Raw genomic sequence first — 24,122 nt, forward strand, 5'->3', positions numbered from 1 at the left:
GGTCAGCGGTCGTGGTGGGTGCGCCAGGCGAGGTAGTCAGTGACGGCGGTGGCGAGGTCGAAGGTCGGGGTGAAGCCGGTGTCGGTGGTGAGCCGGGAGATGTCGAGGTAGGGATTGGGCCCCGGTCCGTCCCGGCGTCCGTCGAGCAGGTCGAGCTGCGCGTGCGGAACGACGGCGCGAACGGCGTCGACGAGCTGTCGGTTGGTGAAGGGTTGTCCGCCCGAGATGTTGTAGACGTCGTGGGCGAGGGTGTCGGCGGTGCTGAGCAGGGCAATGGCGCGTCCGGCGTCCGGGGCGTAACAGAAGTCCCCGCCGTCGTCGGCGTGCACGGGCGCGGGACGTTCCCCGCGCAGCACGGCGCTCAGGTAGGGCGGGACCGGGTTGAAGGGTGTCTCCGGGTCCATGAGCGGTCCCCAGGTGCTGCCGATGCGCAGCACTACCGCGTGGACCCCGGTGCCCTGCAGTGCGTTCGTGGTGAGCGGTTCGACCGCCTTCTTGAAGGCGATGATCGGGTGCGGCGCCGCGCGTGGGTAGCGGCAGGTCTTCGTGCCAGGGGACTTCGCTGCGACCCAGGTACGAGCCGAGGCTGCCGGCGACGGCGAAGCGGCGGACCCGCCAGGCGCGGGCGGCGTCGAGCATGGTGAGCAGCCCGGTCGTGTCGGCGCGGAAGTACGCCACCGGGTCCGCACCGGGAACGCTGCCGGCCAGGTGGACGATCTCGGTGATCCGGTACCGGTCGCCGAGTGCGAACACCGTGGCGGGGTCGGCGACGTCGACGTGTTCGACGATGACGTCGTCGGGCAGGAACGCCGGTCGCACGGCTCGCCGGTGCGCGGTGGCGACGACGGCATGGCCGAGGTCCGCCAGGGCGCGGGCGGTATGCGCGCCGATCATGCCGAGGCCTCCGGTCACCAGGATCACCGGAGCACCTCGTAGTGCAGGTGGGTCACGCCCGGCGCGGCGACGGCTTCGACGAGACGAAGCTCGACGGGCGCGGGCAGGGTCTGGAAGTACGGCCGACCGGCGCCCAGCAGCACCGGCCGCTGGTGCAGGATCAGTTCGTCGACCAGGCCCGCGGCCAGCGCGGCGGTGGTCACCCCGCCACCCATCAGGGCCACGTCCTTCTCGCCGGCCAGGCGGCGGGCCACCTCGACGGCCTCGTCGATGCCGCTGGTCACCAGAGTCTGACGGGGATGCTCGGCGGGCAGCGGTCGGTGGCTGAGCACCACGAGCGGCGCGTCGGGGTGCGGGGTGCCGCCGCTGTCCCAGCCGGAGTCGTCATAGGTGTTGCGGCCGACGAGGCTGGCTCCCACCCGCGCCGCGGCCCGGTCGAAGACGCGGGCACTGGGAGCGCTGAGCCGGAACCCGTCGAAGACCGCGCTCGGGGTGTCGCCGTCGAAGTACCAGTCGAACAGCGTCCCACCGTCACCGAGGCCGCGTCGAGGGCCCGGGTCGCGGCCGGTGAGGTAGCCGTCGACCGAGACCGTCAGCGCGGCGAGGACTCTACTCATGGATTGCCTTTCGTTGGTTGCCGGCCGTGTCCGAGGGCCTGCGGGAAGTCGAACACGTGCTGTGGGTCGTAGGACCGCTTGACGGCGGCCAGGCGGGCGTGGTTGGCGCCCCAGTAGGCATCCGCCGGACGATCGAGTAAGGGGTCGGGAAAGTTGGGGTAGACGCGGTGCGACGAGTGCCGGTGGGCGAGCGTCCACGACGCGTCGACCCAGGAGTCGCTGCGGTGGCCCACGTGCTCGAGCAGGTAGCGCTCGCGTCGATGGACGAATGCGGTGGCCGCCGGAGCGACGCGGTTGTATGCGCCGCCCATCGGGGTGAACGTGAGCCGCCTACGGTGCCGTGCGCCTCGTCCGCCCAGCAGAGTGATCAGCGCGGTGACGGCATCGGCCGGCATCGCCCGCGTGAAGTACTCCGATCGCAGGCGGCCGTCACCGACATCCTGGCGTGGGTCGGCCAACGCCTGCTTGGCGACGGTGAAGGGCACCGGGTCGGCCACGAACACCCGGGCGCCGGCAGCCACGCCACGGGCCAGGTCGTGCAGCCACTCGTCCGCGCGGTCCGCGTCCAGGGCGACTCCCGACACGATCGCGCGGACGGGTCGGCCGGGTTCGCTGGTGAGTTCGAGGCTCGTCGAGATGCAGTCCGGTGCGTCCGGTGCCGACGCCTGCCACAACGCGACGACCCGCGCCGGGTCGGCCTCGGGGCAGGTGAGGACGATCCGGGCGGTCATCGGTTCGGTGATCGTGGCGAGGCGCAGCGAGGTGACCACACCGAACTGCCCACCGCCGGCCCCGTGCAACGCCCAGAACAGGTCAGGGTCGCGGTGTTCGTCGCAGTCGACCACACTGCCGTCGGCGAGGACGACAGTCGCCGCGATGAGCCGGTCGCACGTCAGGCCGTGCCGCCGACCGAGCAACCCGATGCCGCCCCCGAGGACGAGTCCAGCGATACCGACCGTCGCGCCGCAGCCCGCCGGCAGCGTCTGCCCGCGGGCGTGCAACGCGCCGTAGAGCTGTCCGAGGCGCACCCCGGCGCCGACCGTCACCCTTCCGTCGTCCGAGAGGTCAACATTGCCTAGACCCGAGACGTCGATCAGGACGCCGTCGGTGGACGACCGGCCGGCGAAGCAGTGCCCCCCGCCGCGCACCGCGAGCGCCACGCCGGTGTCGCGCGCGTACCCGACGGCCGCGACGACGTCACGCACCGACCGGCACCGCAGCACGACGAGGGGCCGCCGGGTCGCACCGGCAGCGCCGACCGGGCGACGTGCGGAGTCGTACCCGGCGTGGTCACGGGTGAGCACCTCGCCGTCGAAGTTCCTGCGCAGGCGCAGCAGATGCCGGTCGATCACGCAGGCACGCTAGCGAGCGACGCGCTCACCGGTCTTGAACGAATCGCGCACCGTCACCCGGGACACCGACGAGCGCCGGCCCGCGAGAAACGGCGCGTACGAGGCGGTGTGGTCGTGACCGCACGAGCACCTGTCGACCTCGCCGCCGAGCAGCTCGCCCGGCGTCAACCCGGTGAGCCGGCGCACCTCCCGACTCAGGTGGGCCTGATCGGCGAAGCCGACGTCGACCGCGAGCCCTGCCATGCCGTCGGCCCCGCGCCGTCCGGTCGCGGTCGCGCCCGCCTGCGCCAGCGCGAGAAAGCCCTGGAACCGCAGCGTTCGCTGCAACGACTTCGGCCCCGTTCCCACCGCGGAGCGCAGCGACGGCGGAGTTGACTGACCGACAGTCCGAGGTGGTCGGCGGCCGCGCCGATGTCCCGCGGCGCCCAGGGCATCAGCAACCGCACCGCCTCGCGGACCAGCGGGTCCGGCTCGGCGGTCCGCGCGCGGTGCAGGAGGAAGTCCTGGAGGCGCAGCAGCGCCGCCCGGGCAGTCGTCGCGGCGGCGATCGCCTCGCCGAGCCGGTCCACCCACCGGTGACCGAGCTCGTCGAGCGGGACCCGCCGGTCAAGCAGGTCCCCGGCGCCATCGGGTGTCAAGATGTGCACCCCCGGGTGGAACCGGACACCCAGCAGGGTCGTCGCCGGGGGGATCACCTCGACCCACGGTCCGGTCAACGGGCCGAGCAACCGCGGCCGTCCACCGAGCGGCCAGTGCAGCTCGGCACCACCGGTCGGCAGGTGCCGCTGCACATAGGGCACCGCCCCGGTGGTTTGCACCCAGACGGTCCTGAGGTGGTTGGCCAGCCCCGGCACCGGGGCGAGCTCGACGTAGGACGGTGTCGCGATCATGCCCGCAGCCCGTATCGAGCGGTGTACCAGAAGAACCAGGACAACAGCCCGGCGAGCATGACGACGTACTGCACGTTGGTGACCGTCGCGACCTCGTCGAGGTCGATCACCGAGGCGATCGCGACGCGGACCACCGCGTCCAGCATCAGCACGACGCCGACCACCACGCTCACCAGGCGCAAGCGGTGCCGGAAGACGGCGTCGTCGACCCAGCGCTGCTGCCAGGCGGCGGCTCCGACATCACCGACCTTGGCCGTGGCGATGGCCGTGCCGAGGTGGAGCATGAACGGCCGCTTCATGACCAGCGACAGCAGCACCCAGGCGCCGAGCAGGCCGGTGAGCCAGCCGTCCTTCACGTACAGCAGCCGCGCGTTCCCGGTGACCACGCTCAGCGCGCCCCCCACCACGAACAGGCTGACGACGACGAGGCCGGCGACATCGACCCGCCGGCTGCGCACGGCGACCACCGCGGCGTGCGCGGCGGGAACCGCGCCTGCGGCGAGGGTGGCGGCCAGCACGTCGGCGCCCACGGCGCGCAGCGCGTAGTAGCCGACCAGGGGCAGCACCGCGTCCACGACAACCCGTCCGACCAGAGCGCGGCGGGCACTCCGTCCCGCCCGCACCGCGACGCCGGGTGCCGCGTGCTCCGGAGCACCGCGAACCGGCCTCACCGGAGCGCCGTCCCAGGATCCCCCGACGCCGGGCGCACGGCGATCGCGCGATCGAAGATCGCGCACAACTCCTCCGCGTAGGCAGCCAGGTCCATCCCGTCGTCGCGGGCGAACCGGTCGACAGCGGCGTCGACGGCGGCGCGGACCGTCACCGCCATCACCACCGGGTCGAACCGCCGCAGCTCCCCGGCCTCCTGGCCGGCGACGAAGAGCTGCGCCAGCAGCACCACCGGCACATCCTCGCCGAGATCCGCACCCGTGCTCTCCCGGGGCAGGTTACGGGCGATCTCCACGGCGGCACGCGCGTACGCCGGCCGTTCGGCGAGGAAGCGGAGATTCGAGCGCAGGTACGCGGCGAGCTTGCCCCGCGCCGAAGACTCGGCCTCGATCGCCGGGACCATGAACTGCTGCGCCCGCGCACCGATGTGCCGCAACGCCGCGGCGACCAACTCCTGCTTGGTGTCGTAGTGGTACGTGATGAGCCGGGTGCTGCTCAGGCCCGCCGTCTCGACGATCCGCGCGAACGTCGCCCCCGGATAACCGCGTTCGGCCAGCAGCTCGACGACCGCCTCCAGGATCCGCGTCTTCCGATCAACCCCCGGTGTTATCTGCATGGATAAATAGCAGCAGGTGACCGAGGTCCGCGTCAAGCGGTGGCGGCGGCGGACGGCGCCTTCGTTCCGTCAGGCGGCGGCCAGCCGGACCAGGAACTGGCAGCCGTCGGTGGTGTTGCGCACCTCGACCCGACCTCCGTGCGCCTGCACCAGACCGTGCACGATGGCCAGGCCGAGCCCGCCGGACGCCGCACCGTCACCGGGTCCGGGCGTGCGGGCCGGTTCACCACGGAACGCGATGTCGAACAGCCGGGGAAGGTCGGCCGCCGGAATGCCGCCACAGGTGTCGGCGACCGACAGCCAGGCGTGGTCCTCCTCCCGACCGGCCTCGATGCGTACCGTGCCGTCCTCCGGGGTGTAGCGGACCGCGTTGAGCAACAGATTGGCCACCACCCGGGCCAGCTCCGGTTCGCTGGCGGCGACCGTCGGCCAACCCGACTCACTGGCGACCAGCCTGATCCGGCGAGCGTCGGCCAACGGGGTCGTGGTGGCCAGCGCGTCCGAGACCACCTCGCCGAGCGGCACCGCCGTCAACGACAACCGCAGCGCTCCCGCGTTGATCCGGGACAGCTCGAACAGATCGTCGACGAGTCGGGTCATCCGGTCGGTCTCCAACCGGATCCGTCGGTGGTACTCGTCGACCGTGTCCGGATCGCGAACCACCCGGTCCTCCAACGCCTCGGCCATGGCCCGCAGCCCGGCGAGCGGGGTCCGCAGGTCGTGCGAGACCCAGGCGACCAGGTCACGCCGGCCCTTCTCCAGCTGCCGTTCCCGCTCGCGGGCCTGGTCGCGCCAGACCGCGGCGCGGGCAGCCGGCGGCCGAAGTGCCCGCCGACGGCGAGGCTGACCACCGCGGCCGCCGCGACGGTGATCAGGACCACCTCGAGGTCGTGCGCGGAGAGGAACATCGCCTCCGCGACCGCCATCACCCCGACGGCGACGGCGACCACGGTGGTGGTGAGCAGCACGTTGAGGTGCACGGTGATCGAGCTGCGGCGCAGCGCGCGGAGCAGCACCGCGCCGGCGAGGCCGATGCCGAGGGCCGCGCCGAGGGCGATCGCGAAGATCAGCAGGAGGTCACGCATGGGCCGGCTCGTAGCGGTAGCCGACGCCCCAGACCGTCACGATCCGCCGCGGATCGGCCGGGTCGGTTTCGATCTTCTCCCGTAGCCGGCGTACGTGCACGGTCACCGTCGAGTGGTCCCCGAAGTTCCATCCCCAGACCTGCTCAAGCAGCTCGGCCCGGCCGAACACCCGCGACGGATGTCGCATGAGGTGGACCAGCAGATCGAATTCGCGCAGGGTCAGCGCCAGCTCGCTGCCGGCGAGGTGGGCGGTTCGGGAGGTGGTGTGCACCACCAGACCGCCGTCGGTGAGCGCCTCCGGCCGCTCGGGTGGCGGCCCACCGGTGGCGCGCCGGAGCACCGAACGGACCCGCAACACCAACTCCCGGGGGGAGAACGGCTTGGTCAGGTAGTCGTCCGCGCCGAGCTGCAACCCGAGGATCCGGTCGGACTCGTCACCCCGCGCGGTCAGCATGACGATCGGTACGCCATCCGGCCGGGCCCGCAGCGCCCGGCACACCTCCAGGCCGCTGATCCGGGGCAGCATCAGGTCGAGCACGACCAGGTCTGGCGCCTCCCGCCGCACCGCCGCCAGCGCCGTCGCACCATCCCCGGCCAGGCTCACCTGGAAGCCGTCATTCTCCAGGTAACGACGGATGACGTCACTGACGGTCTGGTCGTCGTCGACCACCAGCACCCGCTGTGTCACGAACCTCCCCCGTTCCGGCCCGTCATCCCCCGGACAGCCATCGGCCCAGCGTAGCCACGGACCGAGGGATGCCCGGACCAGCAAACCTTGCGAGGTTCTTACGGCTGCGTGCGCAGGCCCACCCCGGCCTACCCGAGGCCATACGGTGACCGGAATGCGGATACTTGTCACTGGTGCGGCCGGATTCATCGGCTCACACGTCGCCGACCTGCTCACCGAAGCCGGGCACCAGGTGGTGGCCGTGGACGCGCTGCTACCCGAGGCGCACGGCGCGACCGCACCGCCCTGGACCGAGCGGCACCACCTCGTGGTCGGCGACGTCCGCGACGAGGATCTGCTGACCCGCCTACTGTCCGGGGTCGACGCGGTCTGCCACCAGGCGGCCATGGTCGGCCACGGCGTCGATCCGGCCGACGCCCCCCGGTACGCGGCGCACAACGACCTCGGCACGGCCACCCTCCTCGCGGCGATGCACGCCACCGGGGTACGCCGCCTCGTGCTGGCCAGTTCGATGGTGGTCTACGGCGAGGGCCGCTACCGCTGCCCGGCACACGGGGTTGTTTGGCCTGCCGGCCGGCGGGCCGTCGACCTGGCCGAGGGCCGGTACGAGCCGACCTGCCCTCGCTGCGACCAGCCGCTCTCCCCCGGTCTGGTGCCGGAGGACGCGCCACTGGAGCCGCGCAGCACGTACGCCGCCACCAAGCTGGCCCAGGAACACCTCGCCGGCGCCTGGGCCCGGCAGACCGACGGGTCGGTCTGGGCCCTGCGGTACCACAACGTCTATGGTCCGCGAATGCCCCGCGACACCCCGTACTCGGGGGTCGCTTCGATCTTCCGGTCCGCGCTGGCCGCCGGGCGACCGCCCCGGGTGCTGGAGGACGGCCGGCAACGACGCGACTTCGTGCACGTGACCGACGTCGCCGCGGCCAACCTGCTGGCCCTGACGACACCGGCGCCGGATCCGCTGACCCCGGTGAACGTCTGCTCGGGGGAGCCGCACACCGTCGGCGAGCTGGCTCACGAGCTGGCCTCGGCGATGGGCGGACCATCGCCGGTCGTGGTCGGCGGCGGGCGGGCCGCGGACGTGCGACACGTGGTGGCCGATCCGGCCCGCGCCGCCCGGCTGCTCGGCTTCACCGCCCGCGTCGGCTTCGCCGCTGGCATCGCCGACTTCACCACCGCGCCGATGCGGGATCCGGCTTCGGTCAGGACACCGTCCACAGTAGGTGGTTGACGGCGAGGGCGGTGCCGGCCTGGGCCGCCAACCACCACCGTCGCTGAGCGCCGGGCAGGTGTGCGGTGGCGACCAGCAGCCAGCCGGCGAACGGCAGCCAGATCCGCTCCACCTCGGCCTTGCTGAGCCCGGACAGATCCGCCGCGAGCACGGCCACGGCCGCCGCGACGGGCAGCCACACCACGGGTCCGGCGCCGCTGACCCGCTGTCGGAGGGCCGCCGCGACCGGCCGGTGCGCCGGCCGGATCGACCCGGCGGCCACCGTCCGCCGCAGCGCCGTCCGACCACCGGACCGACCGAGAGCAGCAGAGCGGCGAGATTCGCCCAGATCCAGTAACCGTACGGGCGTTCCGCCGCCCAACCCTGGTAGTAGCGACGCGCCACCAGGTGGTAGCCGTCCAGCCAGCAGAAGCCGGCGAGGGTGAACCCGGCGACAACTGTCGCGACCGCCGTCGCCGCGACCAGCAACACGCCGAGGCGGTCCCGCGCCCGGAGCAGCAGCACGGTCACCGCGAGCAGCCCGACCAGGACGAAGCCGTACGAGAGGTAGAGCGCGAAGCCGAGCAGCAACCCACCGAGCACGGCCCCGGCCCGGCCACCCACCGTCAACAGCGCCAACCCGGCAGCGACCACCGCCGCGAAGATCCCGTCGGCGGACACGCCCACCCAGACCGCCCCGGGAAGGAGAACCAGGAACGGCCACACCGCCCGGGCCGCTTCCTCGACGCCGAGCGCCCGCAGCGTCACCGGAACCGACACCGAGACGGTGGCGCCGAGCAGCACACAGGCCAGCCCGGCGGCGGTCCCGCCGCCCACTCCGATCCGCTCCAGCGCGACGAAGAACAGCAACGCTCCCGGCGGGTGACCGGCGGTGTGGGTGGACCACGAATCGGGCTGGAAATCGAGGATCCGGCCGGCGAAGCCGGACAGCAGGGACCCGACATCGGTCACCCCGGGCACCTCGTGCAGGTACTCGGCCTGCACTGTGAGCCGCTCGGTCAACCCGGCGGACCAGCCGTCCACCAGGGCCAGCGACAGCGTCCAGAGCACCGAGGCGAGGTAGCCGACGGCCAGTAGCCGCGGCCACCGGATGTCGGCTGCCCAGCGCGTGCCCCGCCAGACGAACAGCGCCGCGACGAGCAGCGCGGCGGGGGTACCGGGACCCAGATGGGGCTGCCACGAGGCGTAGAGCGGAGCGGCGTCCGCGTGCAGCCGTACGCCCCGATGGTTGAGCAGCGCGCCGACGCCGACAGCGGCGGCGAGCACTGCCACCTCGACACCGAGGACGATCAGGTCGGCGGACCGGGGTCGTCCCGGCCGGGTCATCATGGTCATGGTGACGGCCGACGATACGACCTTCGACCAGGGGCCGGAGATCCGAACGACGAGACGTCAGGGACTCGTAAGATGCGTTGCCACGTAAGCGATTCGTAAGGCGGCACAGCGGTCCGGACCGCCCGGGACGGTCCTAGCGTCGCCGGTATGCGCACAACGATCGCCGTGGTGCTGCCGTGCCTGGACGAGGCGGCCGCACTGCCTGCCGTACTGACCGGACTGCCGCCCGGCTACCGCGCCGTCGTGGTCGACAACGGCTCCACTGACGGTTCGCCGGTCATCGCGGCCGAGCACGGGGCCCGGGTCGTCCACGAGCCGAGACGCGGGTACGGCGCGGCCGTGCACGCCGGCCTGCTGGCGGCGGACGCGGACCTGGTCTGCGTACTCGACGCGGACGGCTCGTTCGATCCGGCCGAGTTGCCCAGGCTCGTCGCGGCGGTACGAGACGGCCGAGCGGATCTCGCCGTCGGTCGGCGCCGGCCGGTCTCGGCGGGCGTGTGGCCGTGGCACGCCCGTACCGGAACCGCGCTGCTCGCCGCGCTGCTCCGACGTCGTGGGGTGCCGGTGCACGACCTCAGCCCGATCCGGGTGGCCCGCCGGGCGGCGCTACTGGGACTCGGCGTCAACGACCGCGCGTTCGGCTACCCGTTGGAGCTGCTCCTGCGCGCGGCCGGGGCGGGCTGGCGGATCGTCGAGATGGACGTCGGGTACGCTCCCCGCGCTGTCGGCACCAAATCGAAGGTGTCCGGGTCGGTCCGGGGCACGTTGCGGGCGACCCGGGACTTCGCCGGAGTGCTGCGCGCCGGAGTCGGCGGCGCCCGGTGAACGTCCTGCTGCTGGTCGCGAAGGCGCCGGTGCCCGGGCGGGCCAAGACGCGACTCTGCCCGCCCGCTGACCACACCCAGGCGGCCCGGGTCGCGGCGGCGGCGCTGTTGGACACTCTCGCGGCGGTACGCGCCACCCCGTCGACCATCCCCGTGCTGGCCCACACCGGTCGGTTCACCGAAGCCGAGTACGGCGCGGAGCTGACCGCCGCGCTGGCCGGTTGGCACCTGCTTCCGCAGCGCGGCGACACGTTCGCCGACCGCCTCGCGAACGCGCACGCCGACACCGGCGCGGCCTTCCCCGGCCGACCGGTGCTGCAGATCGGCATGGACACGCCGCAGCTCCGACCGGCAGTGCTCCGCACCGCGCTGGATGGGCTCGCCGCACACGAGGCGGTGCTGGGACCGGCGCTCGACGGCGGCTGGTGGGCACTCGGGCTACGCGATCCGGGGTACGGCAGCGCGTTACGCGACGTACCCATGTCGAGCGACGACACCTGTCGCCGCACAGTGGCCGCTCTTCGCCGGCGCGGCATCCTACCGGCGCTGCTGCCCGTGCAGCGGGATGTCGACGACTGGTCCTCAGCCCTGGCGGTCGCGGCCGACCTGCCCGGCACCCGCTTCGCGGATGCCGTCGGCTCGGTGGAAGGCCAGCTGGCGAAGGGACAGCTCAGATGAGTTCGACGACCACACTCGATGGTTTCGACGTGGTGCTGGGCAGCTTCGGCGGGTGGCCCGCCGAGAACGGCGCGTCCGGACCGGTGCCCCGGAGCGCACCCGGGCACTGGCTGGTGCACGACGACGGGCGACGTGACCCGTTGCCGGTGCGGCGTTGGCACGGCCCACCCGAGCCGGCAATGGAGTCGGTCGCCGCGCGCTGCATCGGGCCCACCATCGATCTCGGCTGCGGCCCCGGCCGACTGACCAGGGCGCTAGCCCAGCGAGGCCTCGTCGCACTGGGGGTGGACATCTCCGCCGAGGCGGTGCGGCTGACCCAGTGTCGAGGGGTGATCGCGCTCCGACGCGACATCTTCACCGCACTCCCCGGCGAGGGGCGGTGGGCACACGCCCTGCTCGTCGACGGCAACATCGGCATCGGCGGCGAGCCGGTCCGGCTACTGCGCCGGTGCGGCGAGCTGGTCGCGCCGAACGGGACGCTGGTGGTCGAGGTGGACCCGCCGGGCGCCGGGCTGTGGCAGGGGCAGGCGTACGTGCTGTCCGGAGCACCCGGCGAAGCCGAACGGCGGGGACCAACGTTTCGCTGGGCGCGGGTCGGGGCGGAGACGGTGGGCCGGGTCGCCGCCGCCGCCGACCTGCGGGTCGCTGACCGGTTCCGGTTCGGCAGGCGCTGGTTCGCTGAGTTGGTGCGCTCATGATCCGCCGGCCGGGTTTCCCCGTCCCCGAGGACTTCACCGCGCCGTCGCACGCACCGCTGGTCGCCGCCCGGCTCGGCCGCTGGCTCGGGGTGGCGTTCGGGCTGTGTTTCGTCACCGGGCTGCTCAGCCACTACCTCCAGCACCCGCCGGGCTGGTTCACCTGGCCGACCCGGCCGGTCAACCTCTACCGCCTCACCCAGGGCACCCACGTGCTCTCCGGGGTCGCCGCGATCCCGTTGCTGCTGGCCAAGTTGTGGAGTGTCTACCCTCGGCTGTTCGTCCGTCCGCCAGTGCGCCAACCGATCCGGCTCTGCGCGCACGCCCTCGAACGGACCTCCGTCCTGATCCTGGTCTGCGCCGCGTTCTTCGAACTGGTCACGGGCCTGTTCAACGTCGCCCAGTCGTACCCGTGGGGGTTCTTCTTCCCGGCGGCGCACTACGCGGTCGCCTGGCTGGCGGTGGGCGGGTTGTTGCTGCACGTCGCGGTGAAGCTGCCGATCGCCCGGGTGGCGCTGAGCCCTCCGTCGCGGCGGGAGAAGACGGTCGAGGCGGCAGCCACCGCACGTGATGATCGGGACGCGTCCGGTCGCCGCGCGTTCCTGCGTACCTCGGCGGGCGTCGCCGGGATCGCCGTGCTGGGCACCGCCGGGGTCACCGTGCCGTGGTTGCGCCGGGTGTCCCCGCTGGCGTGGCGCTCCGCCTCCGGACCGCAGGGCATACCGATCAACCGTACGGCGGCGGCGGCCCGCATCGCCGTTCCGCAGGACTGGCGGCTGGAGATCCTCTGGCCGGGTGGGCGGGAGACCCTCTCCCTGGCCGAACTGGCAGCCCTGCCGCAGCGCACGGCGAACCTTCCGATCGCCTGCGTCGAGGGCTGGAGCGCCGCCGCCCGATGGACCGGCGTGCCCGTCGTCGAGCTGCTCCGGTGGGCCGGCGCGCCGACCGGTCGACCGGTCCGGATCTCCTCACTGGAAACCATCGGCCGGTATGCCACCAGCACGCTCCCGGCGGCCCATGCCGGTGACCCGCTGACCCTGCTCGCCCTGAGGATCAACGGCGAGGAGTTGTCCCCCGACCACGGTTACCCCTGCCGGCTCATCGCGCCCAGCCGGCCGGGTGTCCTACAGACCAAATGGGTGACCCGGCTGGAGGTGCCGCGGTGAGAGCCGTCCGACTACTTCTGCTGCTGCTCGGTGTCGCGGCGACGGCCTACGGCGGTCGGCTGCTCCTGCCCCAGCTCGGCACCACAGTGCCGTGGCTGATCGGTGGGCCGGTGCTGCACGACCTCCTGGTGGCGCCCCTGGTCGGGCTGGTCGGACTGGCGCTGGGCCGACTGGTGACCGATCGGCTACGCCTGGCCTGGATCAGCGCGGGTCTGGCGGCCAGTGCCACGTTGCTGCTGGTCGCGGTGCCGCTGCTGTGGCGACCGCCCTCGGCGCCGCCGAATCCGGGCCTGCCGGACCGCGACTATCCGCTGGCGCTCACTGCCGGGCTGGCCGTCCTCTGGACCGTCATCGCGATCGTGCTGGTCGTCACCGCGGTCAGCCGGCGCGTCCCGCACCGACCAACCGACAGTTCCTGAGGAGCCGCACCCATGGCAGCACAAGAGGTACGCACGACCGGTGCTCCGCCGATCGGTGTGATCGGCGGATCAGGTTTCTACGAGTTCCTCGACGACATCACCGAGGTTGCGGTCGACACCCCGTACGGGCCGCCAAGCGACTCCCTCGCCGTCGGGCACGTCGCCGGGCGGGCGGTGGCGTTCCTGCCCCGCCACGGACGCCGGCACACCCTCCCCCCGCACCGCGTCAACTACCGGGCCAACCTGTGGGCGCTGCGCACATTCGGCGTCCGTCAGGTTCTCGCGCCGGGCGCCGTGGGCGGTCTGCAACCGGATCTGGGCCCCGGCAGTCTCGTCGTGCCGGACCAACTGGTCGACCGGACCAGCGGACGCGAGCAGACCTACTACGACGGCGAGCCCGGGACCGACGGGCAACCGCACCGGGTCGTCCACGTTCCGTTCGCCGACCCGTACTGTCCGGTCGGACGCGCCACGGTCCTCGCCGCCGCCCGATCCGCCGGTTGGCGGCCGGTCGACGGGGGAACCATGGTGGTCATCGAGGGGCCCAGATTCTCCACCCGTGCCGAGTCACGCTGGTACGGCAGACAGGGCTGGTCGGTCGTCGGCATGACCGGCCACCCCGAGGCGGTGCTGGCCCGCGAGCTGGCACTGTGTTACACCGCGATGTCGCTGGTGACCGACCTCGACTCGGGCGTCGAGGTCGGTCAGGGCGTGACCCAGCAGGAGGTGTTCGCGGTCTTCGCCCGAACCATCGACCGGCTGCGCCTGCTGCTCGGCGACGCGGTGCAGGCGTTGCCGCCGGACCAGGGCGGGTGCCCGTGCGGACAGGCTCTGGCGGGTACCGAGGGGTGAGCAGGGTGCGAATTCCGATCTTCCGATCGCGGCTGGCCCGGGTCGGCCTGACCTGCGCCGTCGTTGTGGCAATGCTGGCCCTCTACTGGTTCCAGCCGTGGAAGCTGTTCACCGACACCTACGTCGACGAGGCAGTTCCCCGCGTCGTGACGACGTCGGCCACCCGGACGCCGCTGTCCGCCACCCCGGCCCCGGCGGCCTCGGCGGTGGCACCGGTGCCGAGCGTGGTGCTGAGCGCTGGTGAGTTCGTCACCCACGAGCACAGGACGACCGGCAGGGCCGAGATTCACCGGCTCGCCGACGGGCGACACCAGCTCATCATTCGCGACCTCAACACGTCGAACGGGCCGGATCTGCGGGTCTGGCTGACCGACCGACCGGTTACCCAAGGCAGGGCCGGCTGGCGGGTGTTCGACGACGGCACCTGGGTCGAGTTGGCAAGGCTCAAAGGCAACAAGGGCAACCAGGCCTACGAGCTACCAGCGTCGGTCGACCCCGGGGGCTTCCGGAGCGTCTCGATCTGGTGCAAGCGATTCGCGGTCTCCTTCGGCGCCGCCGAGCTGAAGAACCCCTGACCTGGTCATCCGGATACCGGCCGTCCTCGCGCGCCCAGGGAGACGGGCTCGCCGAGTCGCAACCAGCCGGACATGACATTGACATCTTTCACTACACAATCTAGCGTCGGGGCGAATCGATTCGACGACCGACTGGTCCTGCGTGGGCGGCGGGACCAGTGGCGGAAACCCATGGCGATGAGCGGACCGGGCGCCGTGGCCACGTCGCGTCTCCTGGCTTCTCCTCCGTGCTGAATCTGCTCGGCGGAGCACCCAGAAGCGGCACGTCGTGGCGGCGTGGGGAGCCGCCGTGGACCCCTACCAGAACCAGATCGTGCCGAGTGGCGGGAGCCCCATCATGACCAGACCTAGACCCATCCGTGCTGCGCTCGCGTCGGCGGCGCTCACCGTCGTCACCGTGGCCGCGGCGGCACTCGCCGGTGGCTTCGGCGGCACCGCGTCGGCTGCGGACATCGGAGCGGCCGCGGCCACCGCGGGATGCGGCAAGGCACCAACCTTGACCAGCGGTCAACGGTCCATCCAGAGCGGCGGCCAGAACCGTAGCTTCATCCTGAGAATCCCTGACAACTACGACCGGAACCACCCCTACCGGTTGATCTTCGGCTTCCACTGGAACGGCGGCACCGCCAACGACGTGGACGGCGGCGGGTCGGACGGGGCGGCCTGGTCCTACTACGGGCTGCGGCAGCAGGCGAACAACAGCACCATCTTCGTCGCTCCCCAGGGCAACGGGAACGGCTGGGCCAATCCCGGCGGCCAGGACGTCACCTTCGTCGACAACATGATCAGCCTGATCGAGGCGGATCTGTGTGTCGACACCACGCAGCGCTTCGCGCTCGGCTTCAGCTACGGCGGCGGCATGAGCTATTCGCTGGCCTGTTCCCGACCCGGGGTCTTCCGCGCGGTCGCGGTCTACTCCGGCGGACAGCTCAGCGGGTGCAGCGGCGGCACCCAGCCGGTCGCGTACATGGGCATCCACGGCATCGGGGACCCGGTGCTCAACATCTCCGCCGGACGGTCCCTGCGCGACACGTTCGTCCGGAACAACGGCTGCACCGCACAGAACCCACCCGAGCCGAGAGCGGGCAGTCTGACCCACATCACCACCACCTACTCCGGCTGCCGGTCCGGCTACCCGGTGGTCTGGGCCGCCTTCGACGGCGGGCACACCCCCGGCCCGGTGGACGGCGGCGGGGACAGCGGGGCCAGGACCTGGACCAAGGGCGAGGTGTGGAGGTTCTTCACCCAGTTCGGCGGCACCGACCCGACCACCCCACCGACGACCACCCCACCGCCGAGCGGCACTGTGGCACTGCGCGGCACGGCCTCCGGGCGGTGCCTGGACGTCAACGGTGGCTCGCAGGCCAACGGCGCGGCCGCGATCATCTGGGACTGCCACAGCCAGAGCAACCAGAGCTGGACCCCGACCGCCGCACAGGAACTGCGCGTCTTCGGTAGCAAGTGCCTCGACGTCAACGGCGCCGGCACCGCGAACGGCAGCTCGGTGATCATTTGGGACTGCAACGGCCAGTCCAACCAGAAGTGGCGGCTCAACACCGACGGCTCGATCACCGGAGTCGGCTCGGGCCGGTGCCTGGACACGGTCGGCAGTGGTACGACCAACGGCACCCGCGTCCAGATCTGGGACTGCAATGGTGCGGCCAGCCAACGTTGGAGCCGGACGTGAGCCCGGCGAACGCAGAAGGAGGCTCCGCTGTGCCACGTCGCAGACTCCCCGCGCCCTGGATGGGGGCGGCCATGGCGGTCATGGTCCTGGTCGCCGTCGGAACGTACGTCGTCGCGGCCGTCGCACCGGCGGCCGCGGCCAGCACCGCCGGCTGCGGCAAGGCGCCCGGACTGACCAGCGGCACCCACACCATCCAGAGCGGCGGAAAGAGCCGCAGCTTCATCCTTCGGCTCCCGGACAGCTACGACAACACCTATCCGCACCGGCTGGCCTTCGGGTTCCACTGGCTGGGCGGCACCGCCACCCAGGTCGCGTCGGGCGGAACCGACGGAGCCCCGTGGGCCTACTACGGCATGCTGTCGCAGGCGGGCAACACCACGATCTTCGTCGCCCCGCAGGGCATCAACAACGGCTGGGCCAACTCCAACGGTGAGGACGTGACCTTCACCGACGACATGATCCGCATGATCGACAACGCGCTCTGTGTCGACACCACGCAACGGTTCTCGGTCGGGTTCAGCTACGGCGGCGCGATGAGCTACTCGCTGGCGTGTTCCCGACCGACCGTCTTCCGGGCGGTCGCGGCGATCGCGGCCCCGGGGGCGATCAGCGGATGCAGTGGCGGCACCCAGCCCGTGGCGTACCTGGGTATTCACGGCATCAACGACAACATCCAGAGCGGACGGTCGCTGCGCGACAGGTTCGTCCGGAACAACGGTTGCGCCGCGCAGAACCCGCCCGAACCGGCGGCGGCAGTCGGACCCACATCACCACCGCCTACTCCTGCCAGGCCGGATATCCGGTGCTCTGGGCCGCCTTCGACGGTGGCCACCAGCAGGGGCCGGTGGACGGGTGCGCCGGCTGTGAGAGCGGCGCGCGGAGCTGGGTCAAGCAGGAGGTGTGGCGGTTCTTCGCCCAGTTCGGCTCGACCGTGCCGCCCACCCTTCCCCCGCCGTCGACCCCGCCGCCGGGGCAGCAGAACGTGCTGATCGCCGGCAACCAGTCCGGCCGATGCGTGGACATCCCGAACTCCAGCACGAGCAACGGCGCCCGCCCGCAGCTGTGGGACTGCAACGGTGGCAGCAACCAGCGCTGGACCCACACCGCCAACCGCACGCTCACCGTCTACGGCAACAAGTGCCTGGACGCCAGCGGAGCGGGCAGCAGCAACGGCACCGCGGTGATCATCTGGGACTGCAACGGCCAACCCAACCAGCAGTGGAATCTCAACGCCAACGGCACCATCACCGGAGCCCAGTCGGGGTTGTGCCTGGACGCGGTCGGTTCCGGCACGGCCAACGGCACGCAACTGCACCTCTGGGCCTGCCACGGCGGCGCCAACCAACAGTGGAGCACCCGCAGCTAGCCGCGACGACAGGAGGCGAACGGGTGGGCGCCCGAGACGCATGACGGCCGTGGGCGCCCGCTGATCCCTCCGGTCCAGGGGGCCGGCCCGGAAGGGCCGGCCCCCGCCGCTCCGGCGTTCACCTGTCGACCATGGAACGCACGCTGAACAGGTACCAGGACAGCAGATCACCGAGCGTCCAGCAGCTCGGTGGCGTTTGGTGGCGCGAGCACGTCCAGGGACAGCCGCTGCGCGTCGTCGGGCGGCCAGCTCCCCGAGGCGACCCCGGCTGGTCACCGGCACCGTCGCCGTTACCGGCACACCGGGCTGGACCTGGAACAACGCACCGGCCGACGCCGCCCACGTGATCGGCTACAACCCCTGATCCAGCACCCGTCGCTGCGGCCATCGCGCGACGACCACAGTTGTCGCGCGGTGGCCGCTCTTGTTCGCGGAGTCGGGTCGGCGGGTGCGCGGCCACCGGTCAGGGTGTCCAGCGCACGCCTGGATTCACCCGCCCGGACCAGTCGAAGACCGCCATGTTGTCCCACTGGTTTCCGGTGCCACCGATGTTTGCCGGATCCCAGCCGTTACCGCTGACCGCGTACCAGGTCGGCTCCCAGTAGAAGACGCCGATCGCCCCGGCGTCGCGGGCGGTGTTCTGCACCCAGTCGAACTCCTGCGCCTGCCCGGACCATGTCGCGCTGATGCCGTCACAGGTCGCGTCGCCGATGGCGTTCGGCTCACTGTCCGCGTTGTCCCGGGTGAAGGGGTACGCGGTCTCCGCGATCACCACGGGTTTGCCGTAGCGACCGCGCAGGTCGACGATGTTGGTGTAGAGGTTCGCCAGGCTGCCGTGCCAGACGCAGTAGTACGACAGGGCGGTGATGTCCCACTGCACACCCTGGGCACGGATGCCGTCGTAGAACCATCGGGCGTTGGCGTTGCTGTCGGCGTTGGCGGTGTGGATCATCACGGGGATACCGCTGCCGCAGTCCTTCGTCGCCTGGTAACCCTGCTTGAGCAGGCCGGCCAGCGGAGCGAAGTCGTTGTTGACGACCCTGCCCTCGTTCCACAGCATCCCGACGTTGATCTCGTTGCCGATCTGCACACTGTCCGGTGGGGTGCCCTGCCCCCGCAGGCTGGCGCAGATGTCGTAGGTGAAGGCGTAGACGTCGGCGCGCAGTTGACTCAGGCTGTGGCCGGCCCAGGCGGCCGGCTTGTACTGCTTGCCGGGATCGGCCCAGGTGTCGGAGTAGTGGAAGTCGATGAGCACCTTGAGGCCCTTCGCCTTGGCCGCCCTCGCCTGGGTCAACACCCTGCTCTTGTTGTTGTAGCCGCTGATCGGGTTGTTGAAGATCCGCAGTCGGACGTAGTTGACGCCGACGGACCTCAGGATGTCCAGTGGGTCTCGGGCGGCACCACCGGCGTCGTAGTACCGGGCGCCCAGCTCCAGGCTGCGCTGCAACGAGGAGACGTCGGCGCCGCGCATACTGAGCGTGTTCGCGGCCGAGGCGGGCGCGGGCGTACCGCCGAGCGTGGTGGCGACGACGAGGACGCCGGCCAGGGCCGCCCTGATCAGGGCCCTCGGCCGGCGGTGGCGGTGGGTGGCCGAGCGGGTGCTCACGGGACTGCTTCTTCGAACACGACGGGTCGAGCCTCGGGCCGCGCTCAGCCCACCGTGCGGGGAGCGCCGTTCACCGAGAAGCTGGTCGGTGCCGCGCCGCTGGCGCCCCACCGCCCCTGGACGCCGAAGGTCGCCGAGCCGCTCGGCGCGAGGACCCGGTTCCAGTCGACGTTGCGAGCGGTCACTGTGGTGCCGGTCTGGCCGACGGTGGCGTTCCACGCCGAGGTGACCTGCTGGTCTCCGGGAAACCCGAAGGTGACGATCCAGCCGTCGATCGGTGCCGTGCCGGTGTTCTGGACCGCCACGGTCGCCACGAAACCACCCTGCCATTCGGACTGGTTCCGGTACGACACCCGGCAGGTCGAGGGCGGCGGGGTCGGTGGAGTCGACGTGGTGGGCAGTTCGACAGTGTTGGACGCGATCGACACGTTGCCCACCGCGTCCCGGGCCCGTACGTAGTACAGGTTGCGCAGCGGCGTCGACGCGGGCAGCGCCGTCGTGTACGTCGTTCCCGGCACGGTGGCGATCAGCGCCGAGGTGAACCAGCCGTCGAACCGGTAGACGTTGTAGCCGAACACGCCGACGTTGTCGGACGACGGCGACCAGGACAGCGTGCCGGTCGAGGTTGTCACCGCACCGACGGTCAGGGCCTGCGGGGCGCTCGGCGGGGTGGTGTCCGGGCCGGTGTCGGTCACCGGGGTGACCACGATCAGCGGAGCCATCGAGCGGGAACGGTGTCCGAGGCTGTCCCGGGCGGCCACCTGGAACGAGTACTGCTGGCCCGGTCGGAGCGAGCCGGTGATCGTGGTGGTGGTGACGGCTCCGACGCTGGCACTGTAGACGACGTCGTCGAACACCTGGTAGTAGGTGATGTCGTACCCGGTGACGGCGCAACAGCCGGGCGTGGCGGCGGTCCAGGTGAGGGTGACCGAGCCGGTCTTGACCTCGCTCGCGGTCAGGTTCGTCGGCGTGCTCGGCGGGAAGGGCGAGGTGCCCGGCGTGCTGGGCGCGGTGGTCGGCGTGGTCCCGGTCGGCTCCACGGCGGACCCCGCGGCCGGGGCCGTTCCGGGATGCCCGGCAGGCGCGGGGCGCCGGCCCCGGCCGCCGGTGCCACGCTCAGAGCGGTGCTCAGCACCGCCGTGGACAACACCACGGCGGTCAGCAGACCCGCCCGCAGACGGCGGAGCAGCGAGAACGGGGAGACGCCTGTCATACCTCGACCATGCGGCCGCAGATCGATGATCGACAATGTGTCTCACCACTCGGTCGGCGACTTCCGCCGGCCAGCTCGGATCCACGCTGATGCGCATCGATGTTGCCAAAGCGCATCCAAGCGTGTTGGAATGGCTCACATCGCCGCAGCGCGGGGGCAACCGCGCTGGGAACGGCCAGCACGGGAGCATCGCAGTGCCGGCAGCGCGCCGCTTTGGCAGACGCTCGCATGCCGCATCGCCGGGCCATCTCCATGACGACGGGCGTCTTGCCGGGCCCGGCATCCGCGCCCGCCGCGCGCATCCCCCGGCACACGCCCCGGACGGCCGAGGCGCTCGACGTCCGGCACGCCCGGGGCATCCGATTCGGTTTGCCAGCGCAGCAGAACCGGCGACGAGGTGAGAGGCAATCATGGTTTCCCGAGAGGGTTTCGCGGGGTGGTACCGGAACCGCTTCGTGTGGGTGGCGGTGATCCTGCTGGCGGTGTCGGCCGGCACGGCCGTACTGCTCAACCGCTCCGACTCGACGGCGGAGCCGGCGGATCTGCAAGGACAGATCACGGCCCGGATGCGTACCACGCTCGAACAGGCGGACCCGGGGCAGCACAACCACGCCGGGCACGGTGCCCAGCAGGCGACCACCCAGGAGAAGAAGCCGCCAGTGATCTGCGGAGTCCGCGTCTACGGCTACGAGCCGGCCGAGGCCACCGCGCTCGCCGACGTGCGGACGGTCTACGGCTTCCACCTCTGCGGGGTCGCCGAGCAGAAGCGCCCCTGGGACGTGGCGGTCAAGCTGGCCGGCCCCGTGATCATGGACATGTCCACCGACCCGCCGGGCATCCAGGTGGTGGAGGCGACCGCCGACGTGATGTTCGTCGACCGGCTGCGGGAGATGTTCCCGGACAAGTACGAGGAGTTGGCGCTCAAGGAGGCGCTGACCGCCTCGGAGATGGCCGAACAGCGCCGCCGGTACGACGCCGCAGCGGGAGTCTGACGATGCCGTCCGGCCAGGCAAGGCGGTCGTACCCACGACCACCCGGCCGGCGCCGGACCCGAACCTGACTGGACGCCTCCCGCGCCGGGCCCTCGGTAGCCGTGAACCGTCCGCACGATGCCGTGGATGCCGTCGCGGCGATCCGGGCGGCGATGCCGCGGCTGCGGACCCGCGGCGCAGACCCGCCGATGATCCGACGATTCCGGTCACCTCGATCCACATCCGACTTTAAATAGATCAGTATTGATATTTGGCGTCATGGATGTAACAGTTGCCTTGGGAGCGTTCCCATCCTGATCTCCAGGACCAAAGAACGGAGGATGAACAGTGCGTTCACACATGCCCGATCAATCCGGTGGGCGATCCCGGTCAACCGTCCGCCGGTCGCTCCAGGCGCTCGTCCTGCTGTTCGCCATGGTTGCCGGCACGCTGCCCATGACCGGGGCGGCCCAGGCCCACGGCACCATCATCAACCCGGCGAGTCGGGCTTATCAGTGCTGGAAGACCTGGGGCAGCCAACACACGAACCCGGCCATGCAGCAGCAGGACCCGATGTGTTACCGGGCGTTCCAGGCCAACCCCGACACCATGTGGAACTGGATGAGCCAACTGCGCGACGGCCTCGGCGGCCAGTTCCAGGCCCGCACCCCGGACGGACAGCTGTGCAGCAACGGCCTTTCCAGGAACGACTCGCTGAACCAGCCCGGGGCGTGGAAGGCGACCAACGTCAGCCGCAACTTCACGGTGCAGCTGTACGACCAGGCCAGCCACGGTGCTGACTACTTCCAGGTCTACGTCACCAAGCAGGGATTCAACTCGAGCACCCAGCGGCTCGGGTGGGGCAACCTCGACTTGATCACGACGACCGGGCGGTACGCGCCAGCGCAGAACATCTCGTTCAACGTCTCGACGTCCGGACGCAGCGGAAGCCACGTCCTGTTCGTGATCTGGAAGGCGTCGCACATGGACCAGACCTACATGTGGTGCAGCGACATCAACATCACCTGATAGGCAGAGCGACAGCCGCGGTACCACTCCGGCCCAGGGCGTTGACGCCCTGGGCCGGTTTGCGTTTCCGGTAACGCGCCAGGGCCGAGCTTCGCCGGCAACCCGGCCTGGTGGCGACCTCCAGGCACGGCCCGCACCGCCGAGCGGGCCGGTCGACACCCGCCCGACCGTGTCTCGTGAGCCCGGATGGCGCACCCCCGGAGGGCTCGCATCCGCGCGAACTGATCCGTAACAGGCCCGAAACTACCGGTTGAAATACCTGGAATTTTCTGCCAGCCTGAGAGCCATCGATAGCTGTGAACGTTAACATGATCGTTCCGCCGCTGGAGGTGCCGCACCGACCGTCAAGCCCACCCGCCTGCCAGGTGACAACGTCCCCCATCCAGCCAGCCCAGCGCCCGCAACCACGTCCCGGCGGGCGACCCGGCCCACGCACCGCAAAACCTCCACCCGCTGGTCAGGCACTCCGAGCCGACTCGCCTCGGCGCGGAAGCCACAGCGTCCCGGTCCGACCGGGCGCACCTCGCATCGGGGCCGTCGCCATTTGGTCGGACCTCTCACTCGAACAGCGGCAGAGGTTCTCCCCCATCCCACCATCGGAGGATCAGCATGATTTCCCGGACCCGTCCCACCGGGCACACCCGGCGACGAACATTAACTCTTTCCGGAACTGTCGCGATAGTTGCGGCCCTGGTCGTATCGGTGCTGCCCAACCTCGCCCAGGCCGCCGAGCCGACCCTCGGTGCGGCCGCGGCCCAGTCGGGCCGCTACTTCGGCGCCGCCGTGGCCGCTAACAAGCTCGGTGACAGCGCCTACACGACGATCCTGAATCGGGAGTTCAACGCCATCACTCCCGAGAACGAAATGAAGATCGACGCGACCGAGCCGCAGCAGAACAACTTCACCTTCGGCAACGCGGACCGGATCGTGAACCACGCCACCTCCCGGGGTTGGCGGGTCCGGGGCCACACCCTGGCCTGGCACTCGCAGCAGCCGAGCTGGATGCAGGGCATGGAGGGCACCGCGCTGCGCAACGCGATGCTCAACCACGTCACCCGGGTGGCCACCAACTACCGAGGCAAGATCTACTCGTGGGATGTGGTGAACGAGGCCTTCGAGGACGGCAACAGCGGCGCCCGTCGTAACTCGAACCTGCAACGCACCGGCAACGACTGGATCGAGGCGGCGTTCCGCGCCGCCGACGCGGCCGACCCGAACGCGAAGCTCTGCTACAACGACTACAACACCGACAACTGGACCTGGGCCAAGACCCAGGCCGTGTACAACATGGTGCGCGACTTCAAGCAGCGCGGTGTGCCGATCGACTGCGTCGGCTTCCAGTCGCACTTCAACGCCAACTCGGCGTACAACAGCAACTACCGCACCACGCTGTCCAGCTTCGCCGCCCTCGGGGTGGACGTGCAGATCACCGAGTTGGACATCGAGGGTTCCGGCACCACGCAGGCCAACACCTATCGCAACGTGGTCAACGACTGCCTGGCCGTGGCCCGCTGCAACGGGATCACCGTGTGGGGGGTGCGGGACTGCGACTCGTGGCGCTCCGGCGGCACCCCGCTGCTCTTCGAGTGCAACGGCACCAAGAAGGCCGCCTACACGGCCACCCTGGAGGCGCTGGACAGCCGCCGGCCCCACCAACCCGC

At 71.2% G+C, this 24,122-nt stretch carries 22 protein-coding genes and 4 pseudogenes; 13 read left to right on the forward strand and 13 right to left on the reverse strand.

Going from position 1 to position 24,122, the window contains the following annotated elements:
• Nucleotides 1-2: 2 nt before the first annotated feature.
• The 10 genes and pseudogenes from JM949_RS36805 to JM949_RS10925 all read right to left on the reverse strand — a co-directional run bounded on the left by JM949_RS36805 (nt 3) and on the right by JM949_RS10925 (nt 6,811).
• A complete protein-coding gene (locus JM949_RS36805) occupies nt 3-404 on the reverse strand; it encodes an NAD-dependent epimerase/dehydratase family protein (RefSeq protein WP_238432943.1) in 402 nt (133 codons plus the stop codon).
• Nucleotides 405-585: 181 nt separating this feature from the next.
• Nucleotides 586-894: pseudogene (locus tag JM949_RS39640) on the reverse strand (NAD-dependent epimerase/dehydratase family protein); the annotation flags it as partial.
• Nucleotides 895-917: 23 nt separating this feature from the next.
• Complete coding sequence (locus JM949_RS10895; protein WP_203148290.1) at nt 918-1,511, reverse strand: dihydrofolate reductase family protein; 594 nt, start codon at nt 1,509-1,511, stop codon at nt 918-920.
• On the reverse strand, nt 1,508-2,863 hold the full coding sequence (locus JM949_RS10900; RefSeq protein WP_203148291.1) for an FAD-binding oxidoreductase: 1,356 nt from the start codon (nt 2,861-2,863) through the stop codon (nt 1,508-1,510). Before JM949_RS10900 ends, JM949_RS10895 begins: the two co-directional genes overlap by 4 nt.
• Nucleotides 2,864-2,872: 9 nt before the next feature.
• Nucleotides 2,873-3,106 (reverse strand): hypothetical protein, encoded by a 234-nt coding sequence (locus tag JM949_RS10905; protein ID WP_238432945.1) that lies wholly within the window; start codon nt 3,104-3,106, stop codon nt 2,873-2,875.
• Complete coding sequence (locus JM949_RS36815) at nt 3,058-3,753, reverse strand: DUF6597 domain-containing transcriptional factor (RefSeq protein WP_238432946.1); 696 nt, start codon at nt 3,751-3,753, stop codon at nt 3,058-3,060. The genes JM949_RS10905 and JM949_RS36815 overlap by 49 nt, the downstream gene beginning before the upstream one ends.
• Nucleotides 3,750-4,424 (reverse strand): VC0807 family protein, encoded by a 675-nt coding sequence (locus JM949_RS10910; RefSeq protein WP_203148293.1) that lies wholly within the window; start codon nt 4,422-4,424, stop codon nt 3,750-3,752. Before JM949_RS10910 ends, JM949_RS36815 begins: the two co-directional genes overlap by 4 nt.
• Nucleotides 4,421-5,038, reverse strand: coding sequence for a TetR/AcrR family transcriptional regulator (locus tag JM949_RS10915; RefSeq protein WP_203148294.1), 618 nt, complete (start codon nt 5,036-5,038; stop codon nt 4,421-4,423). The genes JM949_RS10910 and JM949_RS10915 overlap by 4 nt, the downstream gene beginning before the upstream one ends.
• A gap of 69 nt (nt 5,039-5,107) precedes the next feature.
• A pseudogene (locus JM949_RS10920) lies at nt 5,108-6,123 on the reverse strand (sensor histidine kinase).
• Nucleotides 6,116-6,811: a response regulator transcription factor gene (locus JM949_RS10925; protein WP_309232103.1), complete on the reverse strand. Its 696-nt coding sequence runs from the start codon at nt 6,809-6,811 to the stop codon at nt 6,116-6,118. The pseudogene JM949_RS10920 and the gene JM949_RS10925 overlap by 8 nt, the downstream one beginning before the upstream one ends.
• A gap of 154 nt (nt 6,812-6,965) precedes the next feature.
• Between JM949_RS10925 and JM949_RS10930 the strand changes: the two genes are divergently transcribed.
• The gene (locus JM949_RS10930; protein WP_203148296.1) at nt 6,966-8,045 is read left to right on the forward strand and encodes an NAD-dependent epimerase/dehydratase family protein; all 1,080 of its coding nucleotides are present in this window, start codon (nt 6,966-6,968) and stop codon (nt 8,043-8,045) included.
• Here the strand turns inward: JM949_RS10930 and JM949_RS39070 are convergent.
• Nucleotides 8,017-9,380, reverse strand: a pseudogene (locus tag JM949_RS39070) (hypothetical protein). The gene JM949_RS10930 and the pseudogene JM949_RS39070 overlap by 29 nt on opposite strands.
• A 147-nt stretch (nt 9,381-9,527) precedes the next feature.
• On the opposite strand from JM949_RS39070, the gene JM949_RS10940 reads away from it, so the two are divergent.
• From JM949_RS10940 to JM949_RS10980, 9 genes and pseudogenes are all read left to right on the forward strand, one after another.
• Nucleotides 9,528-10,205: a glycosyltransferase family 2 protein gene (locus tag JM949_RS10940; protein WP_203148297.1), complete on the forward strand. Its 678-nt coding sequence runs from the start codon at nt 9,528-9,530 to the stop codon at nt 10,203-10,205.
• Nucleotides 10,202-10,882 carry a TIGR04282 family arsenosugar biosynthesis glycosyltransferase gene (locus JM949_RS10945; protein WP_203148298.1) on the forward strand — a complete coding sequence of 227 codons (681 nt, stop codon included), beginning with the start codon at nt 10,202-10,204 and terminating at the stop codon, nt 10,880-10,882. Before JM949_RS10940 ends, JM949_RS10945 begins: the two co-directional genes overlap by 4 nt.
• Nucleotides 10,879-11,580, forward strand: coding sequence for a class I SAM-dependent methyltransferase (locus tag JM949_RS10950; RefSeq protein WP_203148299.1), 702 nt, complete (start codon nt 10,879-10,881; stop codon nt 11,578-11,580). The genes JM949_RS10945 and JM949_RS10950 overlap by 4 nt, the downstream gene beginning before the upstream one ends.
• Nucleotides 11,577-12,743 (forward strand): molybdopterin-dependent oxidoreductase, encoded by a 1,167-nt coding sequence (locus tag JM949_RS10955; protein ID WP_203148300.1) that lies wholly within the window; start codon nt 11,577-11,579, stop codon nt 12,741-12,743. The genes JM949_RS10950 and JM949_RS10955 overlap by 4 nt, the downstream gene beginning before the upstream one ends.
• The gene (locus JM949_RS10960) at nt 12,740-13,162 is read left to right on the forward strand and encodes a hypothetical protein (RefSeq protein ID WP_203148301.1); all 423 of its coding nucleotides are present in this window, start codon (nt 12,740-12,742) and stop codon (nt 13,160-13,162) included. Before JM949_RS10955 ends, JM949_RS10960 begins: the two co-directional genes overlap by 4 nt.
• A gap of 12 nt (nt 13,163-13,174) precedes the next feature.
• Nucleotides 13,175-14,014 carry an S-methyl-5'-thioadenosine phosphorylase gene (locus tag JM949_RS10965; RefSeq protein WP_203148302.1) on the forward strand — a complete coding sequence of 280 codons (840 nt, stop codon included), beginning with the start codon at nt 13,175-13,177 and terminating at the stop codon, nt 14,012-14,014.
• Between the two features lie 71 nt (nt 14,015-14,085).
• Entirely contained in the window at nt 14,086-14,589 is a 504-nt protein-coding gene (locus JM949_RS10970) for a DM13 domain-containing protein (RefSeq protein ID WP_203148308.1), read from the forward strand.
• 337 nt (nt 14,590-14,926) lie between these two features.
• On the forward strand, nt 14,927-16,276 hold the full coding sequence (locus JM949_RS10975; RefSeq protein WP_203148303.1) for a ricin-type beta-trefoil lectin domain protein: 1,350 nt from the start codon (nt 14,927-14,929) through the stop codon (nt 16,274-16,276).
• A 59-nt stretch (nt 16,277-16,335) separates the two neighbouring features.
• Nucleotides 16,336-17,642, forward strand: a pseudogene (locus tag JM949_RS10980) (ricin-type beta-trefoil lectin domain protein).
• Nucleotides 17,643-18,105: 463 nt separating this feature from the next.
• Here the strand turns inward: JM949_RS10980 and JM949_RS10985 are convergent.
• Together JM949_RS10985 and JM949_RS10990 are read right to left on the reverse strand one after the other, a co-directional pair.
• Nucleotides 18,106-19,200 (reverse strand): glycoside hydrolase family 53 protein, encoded by a 1,095-nt coding sequence (locus JM949_RS10985; RefSeq protein ID WP_407664727.1) that lies wholly within the window; start codon nt 19,198-19,200, stop codon nt 18,106-18,108.
• 92 nt (nt 19,201-19,292) lie between these two features.
• On the reverse strand, nt 19,293-20,288 hold the full coding sequence (locus JM949_RS10990) for a cellulose binding domain-containing protein (protein WP_309232104.1): 996 nt from the start codon (nt 20,286-20,288) through the stop codon (nt 19,293-19,295).
• 583 nt (nt 20,289-20,871) lie between these two features.
• Here JM949_RS10990 and JM949_RS10995 point away from each other — a divergent pair.
• The 3 genes from JM949_RS10995 to JM949_RS11005 form a co-directional block, all read left to right on the forward strand.
• Nucleotides 20,872-21,453, forward strand: coding sequence for a hypothetical protein (locus JM949_RS10995; RefSeq protein WP_203148305.1), 582 nt, complete (start codon nt 20,872-20,874; stop codon nt 21,451-21,453).
• Nucleotides 21,454-21,780: 327 nt separating this feature from the next.
• The gene (locus tag JM949_RS11000; protein WP_203148306.1) at nt 21,781-22,461 is read left to right on the forward strand and encodes a lytic polysaccharide monooxygenase auxiliary activity family 9 protein; all 681 of its coding nucleotides are present in this window, start codon (nt 21,781-21,783) and stop codon (nt 22,459-22,461) included.
• 609 nt (nt 22,462-23,070) lie between these two features.
• Nucleotides 23,071-24,122, forward strand: a 1,052-nt coding sequence (locus JM949_RS11005) for an endo-1,4-beta-xylanase (protein ID WP_203148307.1), incomplete at its 3' end; no start/stop codon positions are given.

Source organism: Micromonospora tarensis (assembly GCF_016803395.1).
Classification (GTDB): Bacteria; Actinomycetota; Actinomycetes; order Mycobacteriales; family Micromonosporaceae; genus Micromonospora; species Micromonospora tarensis.

Coding starts and splice junctions, on each gene's coding strand:
- JM949_RS10955 (WP_203148300.1), top strand. CDS start 11,577: ATGATCCGCCGGCCGGGTTTCCCCGTCCCCGAGGACTTCACCGCGCCG.
- JM949_RS10995 (WP_203148305.1), top strand. CDS start 20,872: ATGGTTTCCCGAGAGGGTTTCGCGGGGTGGTACCGGAACCGCTTCGTG.
- JM949_RS10975 (WP_203148303.1), top strand. CDS start 14,927: ATGACCAGACCTAGACCCATCCGTGCTGCGCTCGCGTCGGCGGCGCTC.
- JM949_RS10970 (WP_203148308.1), top strand. CDS start 14,086: ATGCTGGCCCTCTACTGGTTCCAGCCGTGGAAGCTGTTCACCGACACC.
- JM949_RS10950 (WP_203148299.1), top strand. CDS start 10,879: ATGAGTTCGACGACCACACTCGATGGTTTCGACGTGGTGCTGGGCAGC.
- JM949_RS36815 (WP_238432946.1), bottom strand. CDS start 3,753: ATGATCGCGACACCGTCCTACGTCGAGCTCGCCCCGGTGCCGGGGCTG.
- JM949_RS10905 (WP_238432945.1), bottom strand. CDS start 3,106: ATGGCAGGGCTCGCGGTCGACGTCGGCTTCGCCGATCAGGCCCACCTG.
- JM949_RS10940 (WP_203148297.1), top strand. CDS start 9,528: ATGCGCACAACGATCGCCGTGGTGCTGCCGTGCCTGGACGAGGCGGCC.
- JM949_RS10895 (WP_203148290.1), bottom strand. CDS start 1,511: ATGAGTAGAGTCCTCGCCGCGCTGACGGTCTCGGTCGACGGCTACCTC.
- JM949_RS10930 (WP_203148296.1), top strand. CDS start 6,966: ATGCGGATACTTGTCACTGGTGCGGCCGGATTCATCGGCTCACACGTC.
- JM949_RS10965 (WP_203148302.1), top strand. CDS start 13,175: ATGGCAGCACAAGAGGTACGCACGACCGGTGCTCCGCCGATCGGTGTG.
- JM949_RS10915 (WP_203148294.1), bottom strand. CDS start 5,038: ATGCAGATAACACCGGGGGTTGATCGGAAGACGCGGATCCTGGAGGCG.
- JM949_RS36805 (WP_238432943.1), bottom strand. CDS start 404: ATGGACCCGGAGACACCCTTCAACCCGGTCCCGCCCTACCTGAGCGCC.